Origin of the sequence: Rhizobium sp. BR 314 (genome assembly GCF_047445805.1) — a bacterium.
GTDB lineage: Bacteria > Pseudomonadota > Alphaproteobacteria > Rhizobiales > Rhizobiaceae > Rhizobium > Rhizobium lusitanum_B.
Genome location: NZ_JARWLA010000002.1, coordinates 167184 through 187134 on the forward strand (window position 1 = coordinate 167184; position 19951 = coordinate 187134).

Annotated in this window: 15 protein-coding genes; 6 read left to right on the forward strand and 9 right to left on the reverse strand. The window is 60.7% G+C overall.

Annotated elements, in window-relative coordinates; translation table 11 throughout:
- Positions 1 to 93 precede the first annotated feature (93 nt).
- From QD461_RS03335 to QD461_RS03345, 3 genes are all read right to left on the reverse strand, one after another.
- Entirely contained in the window at positions 94 to 3213 is a 3120-nt protein-coding gene (locus QD461_RS03335) for an efflux RND transporter permease subunit (protein WP_414086468.1), read from the reverse strand.
- Positions 3210 to 4451, reverse strand: coding sequence for an efflux RND transporter periplasmic adaptor subunit (locus QD461_RS03340; RefSeq protein WP_414086469.1), 1242 nt, complete (start codon positions 4449 to 4451; stop codon positions 3210 to 3212). The genes QD461_RS03335 and QD461_RS03340 overlap by 4 nt, the downstream gene beginning before the upstream one ends.
- Positions 4452 to 4882: 431 nt before the next feature.
- On the reverse strand, positions 4883 to 5671 hold the full coding sequence (locus tag QD461_RS03345) for an SDR family oxidoreductase (protein ID WP_414086470.1): 789 nt from the start codon (positions 5669 to 5671) through the stop codon (positions 4883 to 4885).
- A 293-nt stretch (positions 5672 to 5964) separates the two neighbouring features.
- Between QD461_RS03345 and QD461_RS03350 the strand changes: the two genes are divergently transcribed.
- Positions 5965 to 7629, forward strand: coding sequence for a 4Fe-4S dicluster domain-containing protein (locus QD461_RS03350; protein ID WP_414086471.1), 1665 nt, complete (start codon positions 5965 to 5967; stop codon positions 7627 to 7629).
- 80 nt (positions 7630 to 7709) lie between these two features.
- On the opposite strand, the gene QD461_RS03355 is transcribed toward QD461_RS03350, so the two are convergent.
- Positions 7710 to 8624 carry a DMT family transporter gene (locus QD461_RS03355; RefSeq protein ID WP_414086472.1) on the reverse strand — a complete coding sequence of 305 codons (915 nt, stop codon included), beginning with the start codon at positions 8622 to 8624 and terminating at the stop codon, positions 7710 to 7712.
- Between the two features lie 144 nt (positions 8625 to 8768).
- On the opposite strand from QD461_RS03355, the gene QD461_RS03360 reads away from it, so the two are divergent.
- Positions 8769 to 9242: an Lrp/AsnC family transcriptional regulator gene (locus QD461_RS03360; protein ID WP_184701353.1), complete on the forward strand. Its 474-nt coding sequence runs from the start codon at positions 8769 to 8771 to the stop codon at positions 9240 to 9242.
- A 48-nt stretch (positions 9243 to 9290) separates the two neighbouring features.
- Here the strand turns inward: QD461_RS03360 and mgtE are convergent, their stop codons facing one another.
- Positions 9291 to 10664: a magnesium transporter gene (gene mgtE / locus QD461_RS03365; protein WP_414086473.1), complete on the reverse strand. Its 1374-nt coding sequence runs from the start codon at positions 10662 to 10664 to the stop codon at positions 9291 to 9293.
- Positions 10665 to 11019: 355 nt separating this feature from the next.
- The gene (locus QD461_RS03370) at positions 11020 to 12033 is read right to left on the reverse strand and encodes a zinc-binding alcohol dehydrogenase family protein (RefSeq protein WP_414086474.1); all 1014 of its coding nucleotides are present in this window, start codon (positions 12031 to 12033) and stop codon (positions 11020 to 11022) included.
- A 104-nt stretch (positions 12034 to 12137) separates the two neighbouring features.
- Here QD461_RS03370 and QD461_RS03375 point away from each other — a divergent pair, with 104 nt between their 5' ends.
- Positions 12138 to 12530, forward strand: a complete 393-nt coding sequence (locus QD461_RS03375) for a winged helix-turn-helix transcriptional regulator (protein ID WP_414086475.1) — start codon at positions 12138 to 12140, stop codon at positions 12528 to 12530.
- On the opposite strand, the gene QD461_RS03380 is transcribed toward QD461_RS03375, so the two are convergent.
- On the reverse strand, positions 12495 to 13712 hold the full coding sequence (locus tag QD461_RS03380) for an MFS transporter (RefSeq protein WP_414086476.1): 1218 nt from the start codon (positions 13710 to 13712) through the stop codon (positions 12495 to 12497). The genes QD461_RS03375 and QD461_RS03380 overlap by 36 nt on opposite strands.
- Positions 13713 to 14040: 328 nt before the next feature.
- Between QD461_RS03380 and QD461_RS03385 the strand changes: the two genes are divergently transcribed.
- Positions 14041 to 14988 (forward strand): diacylglycerol kinase family protein, encoded by a 948-nt coding sequence (locus QD461_RS03385; RefSeq protein ID WP_184701364.1) that lies wholly within the window; start codon positions 14041 to 14043, stop codon positions 14986 to 14988.
- Positions 14989 to 14993: 5 nt separating this feature from the next.
- Here QD461_RS03385 and QD461_RS03390 read toward each other — a convergent pair whose 3' ends face one another.
- Positions 14994 to 16334 (reverse strand): glutamine synthetase family protein, encoded by a 1341-nt coding sequence (locus QD461_RS03390; protein WP_414086477.1) that lies wholly within the window; start codon positions 16332 to 16334, stop codon positions 14994 to 14996.
- A gap of 79 nt (positions 16335 to 16413) precedes the next feature.
- Between QD461_RS03390 and QD461_RS03395 the strand changes: the two genes are divergently transcribed.
- Positions 16414 to 17781, forward strand: coding sequence for an aspartate aminotransferase family protein (locus tag QD461_RS03395; RefSeq protein WP_414086478.1), 1368 nt, complete (start codon positions 16414 to 16416; stop codon positions 17779 to 17781).
- A 92-nt stretch (positions 17782 to 17873) separates the two neighbouring features.
- Here QD461_RS03395 and QD461_RS03400 read toward each other — a convergent pair whose 3' ends face one another.
- Positions 17874 to 18893 (reverse strand): glycosyltransferase family 2 protein, encoded by a 1020-nt coding sequence (locus tag QD461_RS03400; RefSeq protein WP_414086479.1) that lies wholly within the window; start codon positions 18891 to 18893, stop codon positions 17874 to 17876.
- A gap of 96 nt (positions 18894 to 18989) precedes the next feature.
- On the opposite strand from QD461_RS03400, the gene QD461_RS03405 reads away from it, so the two are divergent.
- Positions 18990 to 19949 carry a lysylphosphatidylglycerol synthase domain-containing protein gene (locus tag QD461_RS03405; protein WP_414086480.1) on the forward strand — a complete coding sequence of 320 codons (960 nt, stop codon included), beginning with the start codon at positions 18990 to 18992 and terminating at the stop codon, positions 19947 to 19949.
- The last annotated feature ends 2 nt before the right edge of the window (positions 19950 to 19951 follow it).

The following is a 19951-nucleotide window of genomic DNA, read 5'->3' on the forward strand; positions in this document are numbered from 1 at the left end:
TCCCCGCCCCGGAACTGTTTCAGCCGGCGCCTTGGCCTATTGTCGGTAGCGTCTGGCACAAATGAAACGGGCGCCTCTCGGCGCCCGCCTTTGTCACTCCGCGGCAATAGCCGATGGCGGTTCCTTGTGATGCGGATCCTCGTCCTTGCGCCGGCCGAACCGAGCGAGGAACTCGTTCAGGCGGTTCATCTCAAGGAAGATCACAGGCGTGATGAACAGCGTCAGAAGCTGCGAGACCACCAGGCCGCCGACGACAGCGATGCCGAGCGGTTGACGGAGCTCGGAGCTCGCGCCGCCGCCGACGGCGATCGGCAGAGCGCCGAGCAGTGCGCAGAAGGTCGTCATCATGATCGGGCGGAAACGACGGACGCAGGCTTCGTGGATCGCCTCCGCAGGCGATATGCCCGTAGTCGATCGAAGCGTTTCCAGCGCCACGTCGATCATCATGATCGCGTTCTTCTTCACGATGCCTATCAGCATCAACAGACCGATCAGCGCGATGATCGAGAGGTCGAAGCCGAAGACCTTGAGGGCAAGCAGAGCGCCGAGGGCGGCAGCCGGCAGGCCCGACAGGATGGTCAACGGATGGATGAAGCTCTCGTAGAGAACGCCGAGCACGACATAGATCGTCAACACGGCGGCAAGGATCAGATAGGGCGTGCTGCCTTGCGATTGCTGGAAGATCTGGGCGGTGCCGCCGTAGGACGTAAAGATGTCCGCCGGCATGTCGATCTCTTTCTTGATCTGATCGATCCGCGCCGTGGCATCACCAAGCGCTTCGCCAGCCGGCAGGTTGAACGACACGGTGGTCGAAACGAGCTGTCCCGTCTGGTTGATGGTAACCGGACCGGTCGTGCGCTGGACACGAGCGAAGTTCGACAGCGGAACCAGCGAGCCGTTGGACGACGTGATGTGGATGTCCTGCAGCCTTTGGTCATCCCAAGGCTTGCTTGTGTCGAATTCGACCATCACGTCGTAGCTGTCGCCGGTGGTCTGGATCTGGGCGGCATCATAGCCGCCGAAGGCTTCCTCCAGCGTCGTCCGCAGCTGATTGTTGTTGATCCCGTATTGCGCTGCCTTTTCAGTATCGATGACGATATTGGCCTGCAGCGCATTGTTCTGCTCGTCTGATGCAACGTCGGTAAAGCTGGGGTCGCGGCGCATCGCATCCAACATCTTGTTGGCCCAGAGGTTGGTCTGGTCGGCGCTCAAAGCCTGAACGACCAACTGATACTGGCTGGCGGTTTGGCGGCCGCCGAAGCGCAGGCTCTGCTGTGGTGTTATATAGGCCTTGAGGCCCGCTACGGTGCCAATGCTGGTGCGCAGTTCGCGCAGCGTCTGGTCCAGCGGTGGACGCTGTTCCTTCGGCTTCAATTGGACAAACATGGTGCCGTTGTTCAACGGCTGGCGGGCACTACCGCCGACGATGGACATGACGTGGTCGACGGCCGGGTTCTGCCTGACGAGCGCTGCGGCCTGACTCTGTAGTTCACGCATGGCCGGATAGGAAATATCCTGACGCGCCTGGGTGGAAACTTGCAGTCGGCCGATATCTTCCGTCGGGAAGAAGCTCGCCGGCAGCACCATGAAGAGATAGACCGAGAGCGCCACGGAGGCGAGGAAGCTGAGCAGAACCGTGCCGCGATTGCGCAAGCACCATGCGACGCCCTTGTCGTAACCGCGCTGGGTCCAGTCGAAAGCCCGGTTGAAGAGGCGTACCGGATAGGGTGGTTGGCTGTGACCTGCCGACAGGCGCGAGCTGAGCATCGGCGTGACGGTGAGGGAGACAATTGCGGAAGACACGATGGCGATGGCGACCACCATGCCGAACTCGTTGAAGATGCGGCCGACGACACCGCCCATCAGCAGGATCGGGATGAACACAGCAATCAGCGAGATGGACATGGAAATGATGGTGTAGCTTACTTCGGCCGATCCCTTGATCGCCGCCTGGAGCACCGGCATGCCTTCTTCGACATGCCGCAATATGTTTTCCAGCATGACGATCGCGTCGTCCACCACAAGGCCGACGGCGAGCGTCAATCCTAGAAGCGAGATATTGTCGACGCTGTAGCCAAGCACATACATCATGCCGAATGTCGAAATCAGCGACAGAGGCACGGCAAGGCCCGGGATGATCGTTGCCGTCACATGGCCGGTAAAGAGGTAGATGACGAGAACGACCAGGCTGATCGTCAGGAGCAGGGTAAACTTCACGTCCGATATCGCATCGCGGATAGGCTGCGACGAGTCGTTCATGACATGGGTCTGCACCGAGGCCGGGATTTCCGCATGGAGCTGCGGCAGCTTGGCTTTGATCGCATCGACCACGTCGACGGTGTTGGCATCCGGTTGACGCTGGATGGCAAGAATGATCGCCTGTTTGCCGTCGTACCACGAGCCGGCATTGACGTTCTGCACGCTGTCCTGCACATCGGCGACATCGCTTAGGTGGATCGGTGCGCCTTTGGGATTTGCGATGACCAGCGACTTGAACTGTGCTGCATTGGTCTTCTGCGTGTTGGCGTTAAGGGTCATGCTCTGCTTGCTATTCTGCAGAGTGCCGACCGGAACCTGGCTGTTTGCGTTGACGATGGCGGAGTTGACTGTTTCGATGCCGATACCGCGAGCCTGCAGCCTGCTCGGATCGACCTCGACGCGCACGGCATAGGTCTGCGCGCCGTAGACGGTCACTTCCGCAACGCCGGGAAGGGTCGACAGCGAGGGCGAGATGATGTCTTCGGCGATTTCGTCTAGCTTGCTGCGCGGCATCGTATCGCTCTGCACCGCAAGCAGCATGATCGGCGCGTCTGCCGGGTTGGTCTTTCTATAGCCAGGCGGCGTCGTCAGATTGTTGGGCAATTGCCGCGTTGCATTCGAGATCGCGGCCTGAACGTCGGCGGCAGCGGCATCGATGCTGCGGTTGAGATCGAACTGCAGGACGATGCTGGTGTTGCCGAGCGAATTCGTTGCGGAGATTTCACTGATGCCGGGAATGGTTTCGAACTGCTTGATCAGCGGTGTGGAAACCGAGGTCGCCATCGTCTGTGGCGAGGCGCCCGTCAGCTGGGCCGAAACGTTGATGGTCGGAAAATCCACCTGGGGCAGGGCGGCGACGGGGAGGAGCTGATAGCCGGCGAGGCCGGCCATGACCACACCCAGCGCCAGAAGCGTCGTCGCGACCGGTCGTTGGATACAGAATTGTGGTATCATCGCTGCGCTCCAACGGAAATCGTTTCGCTCTTCTGGCTCGACTGGTCGTTGGCTGCAGCCACCTTCTCAGGCTTTTCGTCGTTGAACTGCTCGACGATATTCTGGCCGTCGATCAACTGAACCTGTCCTTCGATGACGACATGGTCTCCCTCCGTCAGCCCCTTGGCAATGGCCGAGTAGCCGCCGTTCTGCCGCTCTACGGTAACAGGCGTCAGATGCACTTTGCTGTCCTTGACGACATAGGCATAGAAGCCCTCGGGGCCTGGGCTGATCGCAACCGTCGGCGCAACAATCGCGGGCTGATTGTCGGTCAGATGCATGACGACGTTGACCGATCGGCCGGGCCAGATCGCGCCATTGGCATTATCGAACTTCGCCTTGACAAGAATAGTGCCGGAAGAGGGGTCGACGGTGTTGTCGAAGAAGCTGACTGCGCCCTGGCGGGACTTGCCCTTGGTCGAGTTCGGCACGGTGCTGACCGGCACGGTGCCGGCCTTCATGGCTTCTTCCAGTTGCCGGAGCTGATTTTCCTGCATGTGGAATTGCACGTAGATCGGATTGTACTGCGTGATCGTCACGATCGCAGTGCCGGGCGTGACATAAGCGCCGGGGCTGGGGACGACATTTCCGAGGCGACCGTCGTAAGGCGCACGGATTTGCGTGTTTTCCAACAGAACATGGTCGGCTGCAAGTTGGGCTTTGTCGGCGTTGACGTCGGCTGCTGCTGTATCGCGCGCCGCGACCGCCTGATCGACTGTCTGTTGCGTGCCGGCATTGGCAAGCAGGCTCTTGGCGCGGTTGAGGGCTGATTCCGCCGCCACGAGCGCCGCCTGGTCCTTGACTATATTAGCCTGATCCTTGTCGACGGCGGCCTGTGCCGTCCGCGAATCCAGCTTGGCGATGAGGTCGCCAGCCTTCACCATCGCGCCGTCCTGCGCCTCGATTGAGGTAATGATGCCGGATTCCTGCGCGGCGATCGTTGTCGCATTTTGCGCCACGGCCGAACCGGTGGCCGTGATGTCGCTCGGCAGCGTTCTATTCTCCACCGCTACCGTCTTGACGACCGAAGGCCCGGCCTGATGCTTTTTGCCGCCAGCCGCTGCGGTCTTGCTGGTATCTTTGGTTTCTGCTGAGGCCTTGTCGACAAATGCGGAAAGAAAAGGAATGCGGTCGCGGTAGCCCCAGGCTGCAAGGGCTGCAACGACGAAGAGACCGAGGGGAAGCCAGAATTTTTTCATATTTAAAGAACCGGTCGAAGCGAGTTGCAAAAAAAACGCGATGACATCGAGGTGTATCTATTGCGTCGCACAACAAAGACGGGCTTCGCCGCAATCCATCACATCGCCGTCACTGCTAACGTTCGGTAATTCTGTCCCAATAACGTGAATTCATGAACGCTCATCCTGTGCAATTTACCACAGTTCGGCGGGACGAAAAATTAAAGCTTGGAAAGCTTTGAAGCCGCTGCCGGTTGTGCGGTGCAGCAAATAGTCAAATGACTATTTTTTGATTGCCGCCATGTAATAATTGGACAGCCATACGTTCTTTTCCGGCATTTATAGTGAGAAGCGGGCCGAAATCTTCATAGCGGCTCTAGCCTATGCTCACGTAATTGTGTTGACGGGCCTTCTTTACAAGAGGCCCGTCTCCCTTTGGCAGATGATCCGTCTCACAGAGAACGCGCCGCTCCTCCGTCGCAACGAACCATCGTTCCAGTCACATAACTTGCCGGCTCGCTGCAGAGGAAGGCGGCAGTGGCGGCGAACTCCTCGACGCGGCCGTAGCGACCGGCCGGGATGCGCTGCTGACGCTCGGCGCTGACGTCTTCCAGGCTCCTGCCGCCACGTTTGGCCGCAGCCGTATCGAGTTCGGCCAGCCGGTCGGTCGCGATGCTGCCCGGCAAAAGCAAATTGACGGTAATTCCATCGGCCGCCACTTCGCTGGCAAGGGTCTTGCTCCAGCCAACGAGCGCGGGGCGTAGCGTATTGGAGAGCGCCAGATTAGGGATCGGCTCGACGACGCCGGAAGAGGCGACGGTGAGAATGCGGCCCCAGCCTTGCGCTTTCATTGCGGGCACAAGCGCATTGGTGAGCGTTATGATCCGCGACACCATGGTGACGAAGTAGGTCTCCAACCTGTCGGCGGTCATGTCTTCGGTGGTGCCCGGCGTCGGGCCACCGCTATTGTTGACGAGAATATCGATTCCTCCGAGCTTCTCGGTCACGGCCTTGCTGACGATCTCGACGAAGTTCTCGTCGCCGAGATCCGCCCAGACCCAGTCCGCGCGGCCTTTGCCTTCGGCATTGATGGCCTTGCAATTGCTCTCGAGCCGTTCGCCGCTACGGCCACAAAGCAGAACGTTTACCCTCTCGCGCGCCAAAGCGACGGCGATGCCGTGGCCAAGCCCTTTGGAAGAGGCGAGCACCAGCGCGCGTTTTCCCTCGATACGAAGATCCATGTCGATTACCCCTTCATGCTATGGAACCGCTGAACCCTATTTATAGAGTGCTCTCGATCGACTTTGAAAGCCGTGCCTGATGAGAAGGTCGCAAGGGCAGGCAAAATATTGACGTTAACGTAAGAGTAATTTAACTTGCATGGTGCGGTGGGGGAATTGGGAGACTGCCTGTCGCTTCCCGGCTCGACAATTCCTTTCCATTTTGACAAGAGATAAATGAAGCGGGGAAGATGCCCAAAAGGGGATAAGGCTGCGATCCGATATCAAGGATGCCGGCCAAGCGGAGAGAGTGAATGACTGACGCGAGCGAGCTGCCGGAACGCGAGAGCATGGAATTCGACGTCGTGATTGTCGGGGCGGGGCCTGCTGGCCTGTCGGCTGCAATCCGGCTGAAGCAGATCAATCCGGATCTGACCGTCGTCGTGCTCGAAAAAGGAGCTGAGGTCGGCGCGCATATCCTCTCGGGCGCTGTCGTCGATCCGATCGGCATCGACCGCTTGCTGCCGGGTTGGCGCGACGAGGAGGGACATCCCTTCAAGACCGAGGTCAAGGAAGATCATTTCCTGTTCCTTGGCCCGGCCGGCTCCATACGTCTGCCGAATTTCCTCATGCCGCCGCTGATGAACAATCACGGCAATTATATCGTCTCGCTCGGCAATGTCTGTCGTTGGCTGGCCGAGAAGGCGGAAGCGCTTGGTGTCGAGATCTATCCGGGCTTTGCGGCAAGCGAAGTGCTTTACGACGACCAGGGCGCCGTCATCGGGGTCGCCACCGGCGACATGGGCATCGAGAAGAACGGCGAGCCCGGTCCGAACTACACGCGCGGCATGGCGCTGATGGGCAAATATGTGCTGATCGGCGAGGGCGTGCGCGGCTCGCTCGCCAAGCAGCTCATCGCCAAGTTCGATCTGTCGAGAGACCGCGAACCGCAGAAATTCGGCATCGGCATCAAGGAACTCTGGGAGGTCAAGCGCGAGAACCATAAGCCGGGTCTCGTGCAGCACTCCTTCGGCTGGCCGCTGGACATGAAGACGGGCGGCGGCTCATTCCTCTATCATCTGGAAGACAATCTGGTCGCCGTCGGCTTTGTCGTGCACCTCAACTACAAGAATCCCTATCTCTTCCCCTTCGAGGAGTTTCAGCGCTTCAAGACCCACCCCGCCATTCGCGGCACCTTCGAAGGCGGCAAGCGCATCTCTTATGGCGCCCGCGCCATCACCGAGGGTGGATATCAGTCGGTGCCGAAGCTGACCTTCCCGGGCGGCGCGCTGATCGGCTGCTCGGCAGGTTTCGTCAACGTTCCCCGCATCAAGGGCAGCCACAATGCGGTGCTGTCGGGCATGCTGGCAGCGGACAAGATTGCCGGGGCGATCGCCGCCGGTCGTGCCAATGACGAAGTGATCGAGATCGAGAACGAATGGCGCCAGACGGATATCGGCAAGGATCTGAAGCGCGTCAGAAACGTCAAGCCGCTGTGGTCGAAGTTCGGCACGGCGGTCGGCGTGGTGCTCGGCGCCCTCGACATGTGGACGAACCAGCTGTTCGGCCTCTCCGTCTTTGGAACGCTGAAGCATGGCAAGACGGATGCCGCCTCACTGGAGCCTGCCGCCAAGCACCAGAAGATCGACTATCCGAAGCCCGATGGCGTGCTGACTTTCGACCGTCTGTCCTCGGTGTTCCTGTCGAACACCAACCACGAGGAAGACCAGCCGGTGCATCTGAAGGTCGGAGACATGGCGCTGCAGAAGAATTCCGAGCATGACGTCTTTGCGGGACCTTCGACGCGCTACTGTCCGGCGGGCGTCTATGAATGGGTGGAGAAGGACGGCAAGGAAACCTTCGTCATCAACGCCCAGAATTGTGTCCACTGCAAGACCTGCGACATCAAGGATCCCAACCAGAACATCAACTGGGTTCCGCCGCAGGGCGGCGAGGGGCCGGTCTATCCGAATATGTGAGTGACATCACGAATATAGGGCCAAACGCTGCAATGAAGCGTTTGGCCCTGTCGAAGCTCCATCCCTGTGCAGGGTGGAAATTAATGCTGGGCGGGCTTGCGAGCGAGCAGGCCGGTGGAAAGCGCCACACCGGCACCAGTCACGATCGCTGCCGCAACGCCGGCTATTCCGATTTCTTCGCCGAGTAGGAAGCCGCCACCAATCGTGGCAAGGACGGGCGTAATCGCGGTGAAGGCTGCGGCCTGCGTGCCACCAAGAGCCTGGACGGCAAGACCATAGGCGAGCGTGGCGGCAAGGCCGGACAGCAGGCCCTGGCTGACGATCTGCAGGCCGATTTCCGGCAAGGGCACCGAAGTCAGCGAGCTTCCGAAAATGGCGGCCAGGCCGACATGGACCAAGAAAGACCAGACGGCGATGATCGCGCTTGATTGCATCGCAGTCAGGCCCGAGCGGCGGAAGGCATGCGTATAAGCTGCCCACAGCAGCGCGGCGAGCGGCAGCAGGGTGAAGCCGACCCAGGAGATCTGTACGCCGTACAGGCTGCGAACCAGCAGGATCGCAACGCCGATGACGATGCCGCCAAGGCCGAGCCAGCGCGTCAGATCCAGCCGTTCGCGAAATAGCAGGACGCCGATCACGGCGGCGGCAAGAGGCATGGAGCCGCCGAGCAGAATGCCGGCGGAGGAGGCGGGCGTGAATTGGATGGCGAAGGTGGTCAGCTGAAAGAAGAGGGCGCCGGAGCCGCAGACCATCAGCGCGAGCAGCTTCAACGATACGCCCTTCGGCAGCAGGCCGGTTCGCAGCCAGACGGGGGCCAAGACTGCTGCCGGCACGCCATAGCGGATCAGGCCGAGGTCGATGGTGCTCATCTGCGTCTCGGCGGTATGGCGCGTCGCGAGAATCCAATTCGCCCAGATCAATACGGTCACGATAGCGCCCGCGTAGCCCATCGCGGTGGGCGTTGCCTTGCGTGTGGAGAGAGACAAAGCGGTCATCGACATATCCTTTCCATCCATGCGGATCATCATTGAATGAGGAAAAGATAGCGCCGAAGGCCAAGGCATGTCCTTGCTAGTTATGGCGCAGAAACAATGCTATGAGCAATAATCTGCCAATTGGGATTCATAGACTTCTCGATCATGCCAAAATTGGATAAGTTCGATATTGCGATCCTCAACTGCCTGCAGGAGGACGCGCGCGCCACCAATGTCGAGATCGCCGAACGGGTGAATCTCTCGCCATCGCCCTGCCTCAGGCGCATTCGCAATCTGGAAAAGTCCGGGCTGCTGCGCGGCTATCGCGCTGATATCGACCGCAAGGAGGCCGGTCTCGGCCTGACCGTCTTCGTCGAACTCAAGGTCGGTCATCATTCAAAGGAAAATTCCGAAGTGCAGCAGGCGGCGCTGCTCGCTATTCCCGAGATCGTTGCATGCCACCTGATTTCGGGATCCGCCGATTTCCTGGCGGAAGTCGTCGTGGCAGACCTTGCCGCCTATGAAAAGGTGATGTCGGAAAAGCTGCTGGCTCTTCCCGGTGTGGTCGATCTGCGCTCGAACTTCGCGATACGGACGATCAAGGCCAATGGTGCACTGAAGCTGCCGATGCCGGAATGAAAAGAAAAGGGCCGTTGCCGGCCCTTTTTTGACGAGGTTATGATGCCGTTAGAGCATCGTCCCGCTGAGGATCAGCAAAGCCACCGAGAAGTAGATCACCAGACCGGTGACATCGACGAGCGTCGCGACGAAGGGAGCCGATGCGCTGGCCGGATCGAGCCGCAGCTTTTGCAGAACGAATGGCAGCATCGAGCCGGCAAGCGAACCGAAGGTGACGATGCCGATGAGGGCTGCAAAGACAGTCAGGGCGACGAGTTGCCAGTGCGGGCCGTAGTCGAACAGGCCAAGACTCTGCCAGGCGATGATGCGGGTGAAACCGACAAGGCCGAGGATTGCGCCGAGCACGATGCCGGTCGGCAGTTCGCGCAGCGCCACGCGCCACCAATCGGAGAGTTTGAGTTCGCCGAGTGCCAGCGCGCGGATGATCAGCGATGTCGCCTGCGAACCGGAATTGCCGCCAGAGCTCATGATCAGTGGGATGAAGAGCGTCAGCACGACCGCCTTCTCCAACTCGCCCTCGAAATGCTGCATGGCGCTTGCCGTCAGCATTTCGCCGAGGAACAGGGCTGCGAGCCAGCCGGCGCGCTTGCGGATCATGCCGGCAAAGCTGATCTTCATATAGGGCTGGCCGAGAGCTTCCATACCGCCGAACTTCTGAGCGTCCTCGGTCGTATCGGCGATCATCGTGTCGATGACGTCGTCGACGGTGACGATGCCGAGCATGTGGCCCTTGTCTTCGACGACAGGAAGCGCCAGCAGATCGTGCCGGCGGATCAGACGGGCGACATCCTCTTGCTTCATCAGCGGCGGTGCCGTGACTGGCGTGCCCTTTTGCGCGACGGTGAGGATACAGGCATCGGGCTCGCCGGTGATCAGGCGACGCAGCGTCACGACATGCAGCAGCACATGCGTTTCGTCATCAAGCACATAGATGGCGTAGACGGTTTCGCGGGAGCGCTCGACCTGGCGAACGTGATCGAGCGTCTGGGCCACGGTCCAGCTTGTGAGAACGCTGACGAACTCCGTCGTCATGATGCCGCCGGCTGTGCGCGGCGGATAACCCATCAGGCCCTGGATAGCCTGGCGTGCATGCTCGTCGAAAGTGGCAAAGAGCCGGGCGCGGGTGTCGGCATCCATGTCGAGCAGCACGTCGGCGACGCGGTCGTTGGACATGCCGTGCAGCAGCCGGGAAGCGTCTGCATTGCCCATGACTTCGAGGATGGCAGGAGCGTTGCGCAGTTCGGGCCGATCGAGAATGCGCACGGCGCGCTCTTCCGGCATTTTGGCGAGGATGCGTGCGGCTTCGGCCACATCAAGTACGTTCAGCGACTCAACGCGTTCGGCGATGGTGGCGCCGCGATTGTTATTGATGAATGCACGAGCGGCATTGCCAGCCCGCGCGGGAAAGCTGTTGATGTTCATTATAGCTCGCCTTTCCGGTCGATCCGCCGTCGTAGCGGATCGTGGCGAGCCGACAGGAGTCGGTTAGTGCACGAATGCTACTGACGGCAAAGGCAATCGACTACTACTGTCGCTAGGCATCTAAAGATGGCTCCGGTTAATCGGCATGGAAAAACGGTGTTCCCCATGTGCGGAGAAGTCGCGCCGAAGGCATAAAAAGTCAAGAGGCGGACGTGCCTAAACGTACGATCCTGCGAGAAAATTTTGGTTAGGCGGCTGCAAATTTTTGCGACGCAATAAAGCCTGATGCAAACGCGTTAAAACAATGCGGCCGGACGACATGCGCCCGGCCCGAATTGCTGTGAAATCCGATCGCTCAGAAGCCCGCTAGAACGATCTTACCCTTCATCTTGCCGGTCTCGACGAGGGCGTGCGCCGTCTTCAGATTGGCGGCGTTGATCGTGCCCGCAGTCTCGGTCAGGGTCGAGCGGATCTTGCCGGCATCCACCAGCTCCGCGACCTTGGTCAGCAGCTTGTGCTGCTCGATCATGTCGGCGGTGCTGAAGAGCGGGCGTGTGAACATCAGCTCCCAGTGTATTGATACTGCCTTGCGCTTGAAGGGCACGACATCGAGCGTCTTCGGGTCGTCGATCAGCGCGAACCGGCCTTGCGGCGCGATGGCGTCGACGATTGAGGTGATGTGGTCGGCAGTATTCGTCGTGGAGAAGACGAAAGCCGGCGCGCCGATGCCAAGGGCCTCGATCTGCGGGGCAAGCGGCTTCGAATGATCGATGACGTGGTGAGCGCCGAGCTCTTTCACCCAGGCCTGTGTTTCCGGCCGGGATGCCGTGGCGATGATGGTGATATCGGTTAGAGCCCGTGCGATCTGGATGGCAACCGATCCGACGCCGCCCGCACCGCCGATGATGAGGATGGCATTGGCAACACCGGAAACGGAGTCTTGCACCTTCAGACGATCGAACAGTGCCTCATAAGCGGTGATCGAAGTCAGAGGCAGTGCTGCCGCCGCAGGAAAATCCAGGCTCTTCGGCTTGGCGCCGACAATACGTTCGTCGACCAGATGGAATTCGGCATTCGATCCATCGCGGTTGATGGCGCCCGCATAGAAGACCTCGTCCCCCGGCTTGAACATGGTGACGTCGGGGCCGACCGTCTTGACGATCCCGGCCGCATCCCAGCCGAGGATCTTATACGCGTCGTCGCTCGGAGCGACATTGGCACGGACTTTGACGTCGACCGGATTGACGGAAACAGCCTTCACCTCGACGAGCAGATCGCGGCCCTTTGCCTCGGGCGTCGGCAGTTCGACGTCGATCAGGGATGTCTCTGCGGAGATGGGTTGCGGTTGCTTGTAGGCGACTGCGCGCATGGGAGAAGCTCCTCGGTTCGTTGCACAGAGGCTAGATGCGCATTATCCTCAAATGACGCAAGAATGCACAATTTCTGTACGTAGGTACAAAAAGGATACTGTCGATGTCGGTTCCCCGCTCCAAACTTGTCAGGAATTTTCCGGGTTGTCCGGTCGAGGCGACGCTCAGCCTGCTCGACGGCAAATGGAAGGGCGTGATCCTGTTTCACCTGATGGAGGGAACGCTGCGCTTCAACGAGATCCGCCGCAAACTGCCGTCGGTGACGCAGCGCATGCTGACGAAGCAATTGCGGGAGCTGGAGGAATCCGGGCTGGCTTCACGCACCGTCTTTCCGGTGGTGCCGCCGCGTGTCGATTATGCGCTGACGCCGCTAGGCGCCAGCCTTGGGCCGATCATCAAGGCCATGGCCGTATGGGGCGAAGAGAATGTGTTCTGCCATGACGGCCGCCAGCAACTGGCGTCATGCGTGACCGGTACGGCGCTCCAGAGCAACTGACAGCGCGAAGACGGCAAGACCGCCGACGGAGAGGACCGCGCCGACATAGCCGGTCGCTGCCGCGGTGAAGCCCCAGAAGATCACCAGTCCGCCGAGCCAGGCGCCGAGCGCGTTGGCGATGTTGAAGGCGGAGTGATTGGAGGCTGCGGCCAGCGTCTGCGCATCGGCTGCCACGTCCATCAGGCGGGTCTGTACTGCGGGGCAGGCGGCAAAACCGCAGCCGATCAGGAAGACGCAGATGCAGAGCATGACGGGGTTGGCGGCGGTGAGTGCAAACAACGTCATGATGACGACATTGAAGATCATCATGCCTCCGATCGTTCCCTTGATCGAGATGTCGCCGAGGCGCGAGCCGACGATGTTACCGACATTCATGCCGATGCCGAATAGCGCAAGTACGACCGGCACCATGGCGGCGCCAAGGCCGGTGACCTGGGTCGTCGTCGTGGCGACATAGCTGAAGATCGAAAACATGCCGCCGAAGCCGATGGCCGCGACACCAAGCGTCAGCCAAACTTGAATGCGCTTGAGTGCACCCAGTTCGCGGGTGATGCTGGCGCCTTCTTCGGCCTTGTCCTTCGGCAGGAACAGGGCGATGAGAAGCATGGTGACGAGGCCGACGCCGCCGACCATCATGAACGCTGCGCGCCATTCGAGAAGCTGGCCGAGATAGGTGGCGATCGGCGTGCCGATCAGCGTCGCGATCGTCAGGCCGAGCATGACTTGGCCGACTGCCCGCACGCGACGATGAACCGGCACCATGGAGGCGGCAACGAGCGCTGCAACGCCGAAATAGGCGCCATGCGGCAGGCCGGTGATGAAGCGCAGCACCGTGAAGCTTTCGAAGGTCGGCGCAAACGCGCTGGAAATATTGCCGGCGGCAAAGAGCGCCATCATCAGCAGGAGCAGCGTGCGGCGCGCCATCTTGGCGGCGAGCACGGCAATGATTGGCGCGCCGACGACGACGCCGAGCGCATAGGCGCTGATGACATGGCCCGCCTGTGGCGTGGTGACGCCGAAGGTATCGGCGACCTCGGGCAGAAGCCCCATGATGACGAATTCGCCCGTGCCGATGCCGAAACTGCCGACGGCCAGTGCCAAAGTCACCAGCGCAATGGCGGTGCGCGACGGCGTTTCCAGGGAGGTTTGGGTATCGAGAACCTCGACGGCAATATCGCTCACGAAAACTCCTTGGGCGGTAATCGGGTCGAAGCACCGCGAATCGTGCGGCGGACGCTGAAACCAGGTACTCGGCGCATCATGGGAAAATAAATGGACTGGGACGGCATGGACATGCCACAAACAACAATATCAATGATCGTACCATTCCTGTCCTGTGCATTTTTTGCAGCGCAGCATATCCATTCGCGCATAAGTGCCGGCCGGTTCTGCTTCCTGTGCAGGCGGCGCAATGCTTGAAATCGCCTTGTCCGAAACCATCTCTGTGAAAGCGCACGGGGGCGTCAGCCCCTTTTTTTAGATAGAATTTGAGAGAAGACCAAGAGCCCCGATGAAGCTGATCGGCTTTTTCAATCGTGATGGCGGCACGTTCCGAACGACCGACATGGCTGCCTATGAGAAGAGGGCGGAGCAGATCTTCCGTGACGCCGGTCACGATTTCGAAGCTGTGATCGTGGAGGGACGCAATATCGTTTCGGCGATGGAACGGGCGGCCCGCCGCGATGATATAGACGGCATCATCGCCGGCGGCGGCGACGGCACGATTTCGGCAGCCGCTGCGATTGCCTGGAGAAACGGCGTCGCCCTTGGCGTCGTTCCGGCCGGCACCATGAACCTCTTTGCCCGCTCTCTCAGATTGCCGCTCGATATCTGGCAGACGCTGAGCGTGCTGGCGACCGGCGAGGTCGACAATGTCGATATCGGCAGCGCCAATGGCCGCGCTTTCGTGCATCAGTTTTCGGCGGGTCTGCATGCGCGCATGGTGCGCTACCGCAACAGCTACACCTATCGCTCGCGCATCGGAAAGATGTCGGCCAGCACCCGGGCTGCTTTCGGCGTCATCGCCAATCCTCCTGAATTCGATGTTGATTTCGAAGCCGGCGGTATCAGTGAACGCCGGCATGTCTCGGCGATCTCCGTCTCCAACAATCCCTTCGGCACCAACGCGCTGCTCTATGCCGATAGTCTGCGCAGCGGCGAGCTGGGCTTCTATATGGCAAAGCCCTTGCGGCCGCTCGGTGTCGCCCGCCTTGCGATCGACATGCTGCGCGGCCGGGTGCGCGACAACACGGATGTCATGGTCATGCATACGCCCGAGGTGCGCCTGCATTTTCCGAAGCTACGCCAGCTGGCCAACTGCGTCATGGATGGCGAGCTTTTGCCGCTCGAGCGCGATGTGACGCTCAGGGTGCATCCCGGCGAACTCAGGGTGATGGTGCGACAAGGAACTGCCGCCCGTGTCGAGCGCGAGGGGGCGATCGACAGCCTCGCCGTCTGAGGCGGTCAGAGGCGGGGCAGATAGGTGCGGTAATCGAAATCGGAAACCGTGCGCAGGTAGCGAATCGCTTCCTTGTGCTTCGTATCGCCATAGAGCTTCTGATATCGCTCGCCGAAGACATCGGCGATGAACGGCGAGGCGCGGAAGCGCTCGACGGCGGTGAGGAAATCATGGGTCAGCTTGGGCGCATCGGCCGGCACGTAGGCGGGCGTTGATTCCTCGCCGGGATCGAGGTCGTTCTCCAGCCCAAGCAGCATGCCGCCGAGGATTGCCGCCAGCATCAGATAGGGATTGGCGTCTGCCCCGGCGACGCGGTGCTCGATGCGGGCGGCCGGTCCGTCTTTCTCGGGAATCCGCACGGCCGTACCGCGATGGCCGAAGCCCCAGGTGAGATCGACCGGTGCAAACGAGCCCGGCTGGAAACGGCGATAGGAATTGGCGTAAGGCGCAAAGACCAGCTGCGCATCCTGCAGCGTCTGCAGCAGCCCGGCGCAGATCGACTTCAGCTTTTTCGGCTCGACGCCGGCCGCATCGAGGATATTGCGACCCTGAGCGTCGATGATGCTCGCATGAACATGCAGCCCGGAGCCGGCCTCATCGGTATAGGGCTTGGCCATGCAGGTCGATTTCAGGCCATGCTTGCGGGCCGCCTGCTCGGCCACACGCTTCAGCATGATGCAGTCGTCGGCGGCCGCCAGTGCATCCGGGCGATGCAGCAGGTTGATCTCGAACTGCCCGGCTCCGAATTCGGCAGTCGTCGCGTCTACCGGCAACCGTTGCGCCCTCGCATAGCCGCGCAGCGTCTCAAGATAGTCGCCGAGCAGGTCGACGGCGTCCATATCGTAACCCTGAAAGCCGTTCGGCTCGCCCCGGTAGGTCAAGGCCGCCGGTGGCGAGGGAACGCCTCTTTCGCGCCAGTCTCCGGCGAGCAGATAGAATTCCAGCTCGGTCGCAACGACGGGCGTCAGGCCAAGCGATTTGTAGCGATCGAGAACGGCTGCGAGGATGGCGCGCGGGTCCTGAAAGCTCGGGCTGCCGTCGAGTTCATGCACGGTGGCCAGCACCTGCTTCGATCCAGCCGGAGCCCAGGGCATGTCGGTCAGCGTGCGCTTGTCGGCAATGCAGGTCCCGTCGGGATCGCCGATCGTCAGCGACAGGCCGGTGATATCGTCATTGTCGTCGCCCCAGATGTCGAGCGATTGCGTCGAGGTCGGCAGCCGCACGGCGCCGGACCACACTTTTTTCTCGGCTGAGATTGGAATTTGCTTGCCGCGCAGCCGGCCGTTCATGTCCGCTATCAGCACCTCGATGCGCGCGTTACCTTCGGTTGCGGTGTCGGCAGCCATGCTCTTGTAAATCCCCAATGCTCACGGCATGGTCGTAACTGATCAAAGCCAGCCTTTCAATCCGACAGGAATCTTGCAGATGTCCGACACGCCAAGCCGTTCCAATCTCGCCGCCGTCGATGCTGCCCACCACCTCCATCCCTTCACGGATATGAAGAAGCTGAATGCCGATGGCACACGGATCATCCAGCGCGGCGAGGGCGCACATATCTTTGACAGCAACGGCGAGAAGTATCTCGACGGTTTCGCCGGCCTCTGGTGCGTAAATATCGGCTATGGCCGCACCGAGATTGCCGAAGCCGCCATGCGGCAGATGAACGAGCTGCCTTATTACAATACGTTTTTCGGCACGACGACGACACCGACGACATTGTTGTCCGAGAAGGTCTGCGCCCATGCCGGGCCGCATTTCAACCATGTCTTCTTCACCAATTCCGGCTCGGAAGCCAGTGACACCTGGTTCCGCATGGCGCGCGTCTATTGGGCTGCTGTCGGCAAGCCGGCGAAGAAGACCGTCATTGCTCGCAGGAACGGCTATCACGGCTCCACCGTCGCGGGCGCCAGCATGGGCGGCATGAAATACATGCACGAGCAGGGCGATCTGCCGATCCAGGGCGTCGTCCACATCGGCCAGCCCTACTGGTACGCCGAGGGCGGCGATCTTTCGCCGGAAGAATTTGGCTTGAAGGCCGCCCGCGAACTGGAAGAGAAGATCGACGAACTGGGCGAGGACAATGTCGCCGCCTTCGTTGCCGAGCCTGTCCAGGGAGCCGGCGGGGTGATCATCCCGCCATCAACCTATTGGCCCGAGATCGGGCGCATCTGCAAGGCGCGGAATATCCTGCTCGTTTCGGACGAGGTCATCTGCGGCTTCGGCCGCTTGGGCTCGTGGTTCGGCTTTCAGCATTTCGGCGTCGAGCCCGATCTTGCACCAATCGCCAAGGGACTTTCCTCCGGATACCTGCCGATCGGCGGCGTGCTCGTCAGCGATCGCATCGCCGATGTTTTCATCAACGAGGTCGGTGAGTTCAACCACGGCTTCACCTATTCGGGCCATCCCGTCTGCGCGGCTGCCGCTATCGAGAATCTGAGGATTATCGAGGAGGAAAGGCTGGTGGAGCGCGTCCGCGACGATATCGGTCCTTATTTCGCCAAGGCGTGGGGCAGTCTTGCGGATCACGATATGGTCGGCGAAGCCATCAGCGTCGGCCTGATGGGCGCCTTGCAGCTTGCCGCGGACAAATCCACCCGCCGTCGGTTCGAAAAACCGGATGCGGTCGGTTCGGCCGTGCGCAACCATGCCCTGGCAAACGGTCTGGTGCTGCGCGCGACCGGCGACAGAATGCTTGCCTCGCCGCCGCTTATCATCAGTCATGAGGAAGTGGATACGATGGTACGGATCGCGCGGCAAGCGCTCGATGTCGTCTGGGCTGACACGCGCTCGTAAGCGGCACTTCGCTTCAACGACGGCCGTGCGCCAACGGACGGCGCACGGAGGGCATGATCACGAAGTCAGCAGTCCAGCTTCCGATCGGAAACTTAAACGTCCTGATGCTCGCGGTCGAAGATCTTGCGCACGATGTAGTTCGGTGAGAGATCGTCGCGATAATAGATGCGGGCGATCATTTCGGCGAGAATGCCTGTCGTGATCATCTGCACCGACGACAGCAGCAGCACGACGCCGACCATCAGCAGTGGGCGGCTGCCGATATCGTCGCCGAAGATGAACTTGTCGATGAACAGCCAGAACAGGATAATCGCTGCAAGCGCGCCAAGACCGAGGCCGAGCGAACCGAAGAAATGTCCCGGCCGCGCCTTGTAGCGCATGAAGAACATCACCGAGAGCAGATCGAGAATGACGCGGAAGGTGCGCGAAATTCCATATTTCGACGTGCCGTGCTGGCGGGCATGGTGCGTGACGGGAACTTCGCCGATGCGCGAGCTCGGCACGACGCCTGCGACCCAGGCCGGAATGAAGCGGTGCATCTCGCCCATCAGCTTGACTTGCTTGATGATCGAGGCACGATAGATTTTCAGGCTGCAGCCATAGTCGTGCAGCTTGACGCCGGTGATGCGGCCGATCAGGTAGTTGGCGCACCAGGAGGGGATCTTGCGCAGGAGGAGGCCGTCCTGGCGGTTCTTGCGCCAGCCGACGAGCAGGTCGAGCTGCCGCCGTTCCAGTTCCTCGACCATCGAAGGAATATCTTTCGGGTCGTTCTGCAAGTCGCCGTCCATGGTGGCGATGAGGCGGCCATTGGCGGCATCGATGCCTGCTTGCATGGCGGCCGTCTGGCCGAAATTGCGCTGCAGTTCGACGATGCGCAGGATCAGCCCTTCGCGTGTCAGCGACCGGCGCGCATTGGCAAGCGTCGCATCCGTGCTGCCGTCATCGACCAGGATCAGTTCCCAGGGCTTGGTAAAGCCGGTCATTGCCGTACAGATACGCTCGATCAGCGGACCGACGCTTTCTTCCTCGTTGAAGACGGGCACAACCAGCGAAAGCTCCAGCTGGTCTGCCGCATCGGCCTGGGGGAGGGTCGACTCTGCCGTTGTCTGCAACTCTTCTTTCTCCTAAAAGACCGGCAGAACCTGCCGGACGGAAACGAGCGAAACGTCCGGGCTCAGCCTCCGCTCGCATTTGGGTGCCCTAACTACATGAAGACTCCAATGGTGGCCAGTCGACAGAATTGGTTTATTCGCAACCGAATGACGCTGCTGACCCTCGCCGTTGTCGTGGTCTACGCCGCCTTCATCGAATGGTTCTGGGGCTGGGGCTCCATTCTGGCGCAATGGGGTAAGGTCGGCGCGCTGCCGATCCTTCTGGCACTCGCGCTTCTGACCGGCACCTATTTCCTGCGAACCTGGCGCATCTACGATTACTTTCCAAAGGAAACATCGGGCCGTTTCACGGCGCTGTTCCGTGTCACGCAAGTCCATAACCTGCTGAATATCATGATGCCTTTCCGCACCGGCGAGACCAGCTTCCCGGTGCTGATGCGCTCGGAATTCGGCATTCCGCTGGCGCGGGGCACATCGGCTCTGTTCGTCATGCGTCTGCTCGATCTGCATGCGCTGCTGGCCGCAGCCGGTGTCGGTCTTGCTCTTGCCTCGTCTTATCATGTCCTGGCCTGGATTGTGTGGGCAGCCTTTCTGCTTCTGCCCGTCGCTGGGTTTATCTCCCGCCGGCCGCTGATCCGTCTTGCCGCCCGCATCCTGCCGAAGAAGGCGCAGGGCCTGGTGCACGAGCTGGAGCGTGGCCTGCCGGTCAACGCCCGGGCCTTTGCGCGCGCCTGGCTGACGACCGCCGTCAACTGGCTGGTCAAGGTCGTCGTGCTCGCCTGGGCGCTCCGCCTCATGAACGTCACTCCGCTCTCAGCAAGCTTCGGTGGTGCGCTCGGCGGCGAATTATCATCAGTGCTTCCGGTGCATGCGCCGGGAGGCGTCGGCACCTATCCTGCCGGTATCACCGCCGGCGCCATGGCCTTCGGTGCTTCAAGCGCGAAGGAAGCAATCGAAAATCTCGCGCAGGCCAGCATCAATGCGCATCTGCTGATCATCGTGTCGGCGCTGACGGGAACTGCAATCGGATTGCTGGTCGGGCGCAAGCGCAGCTGACG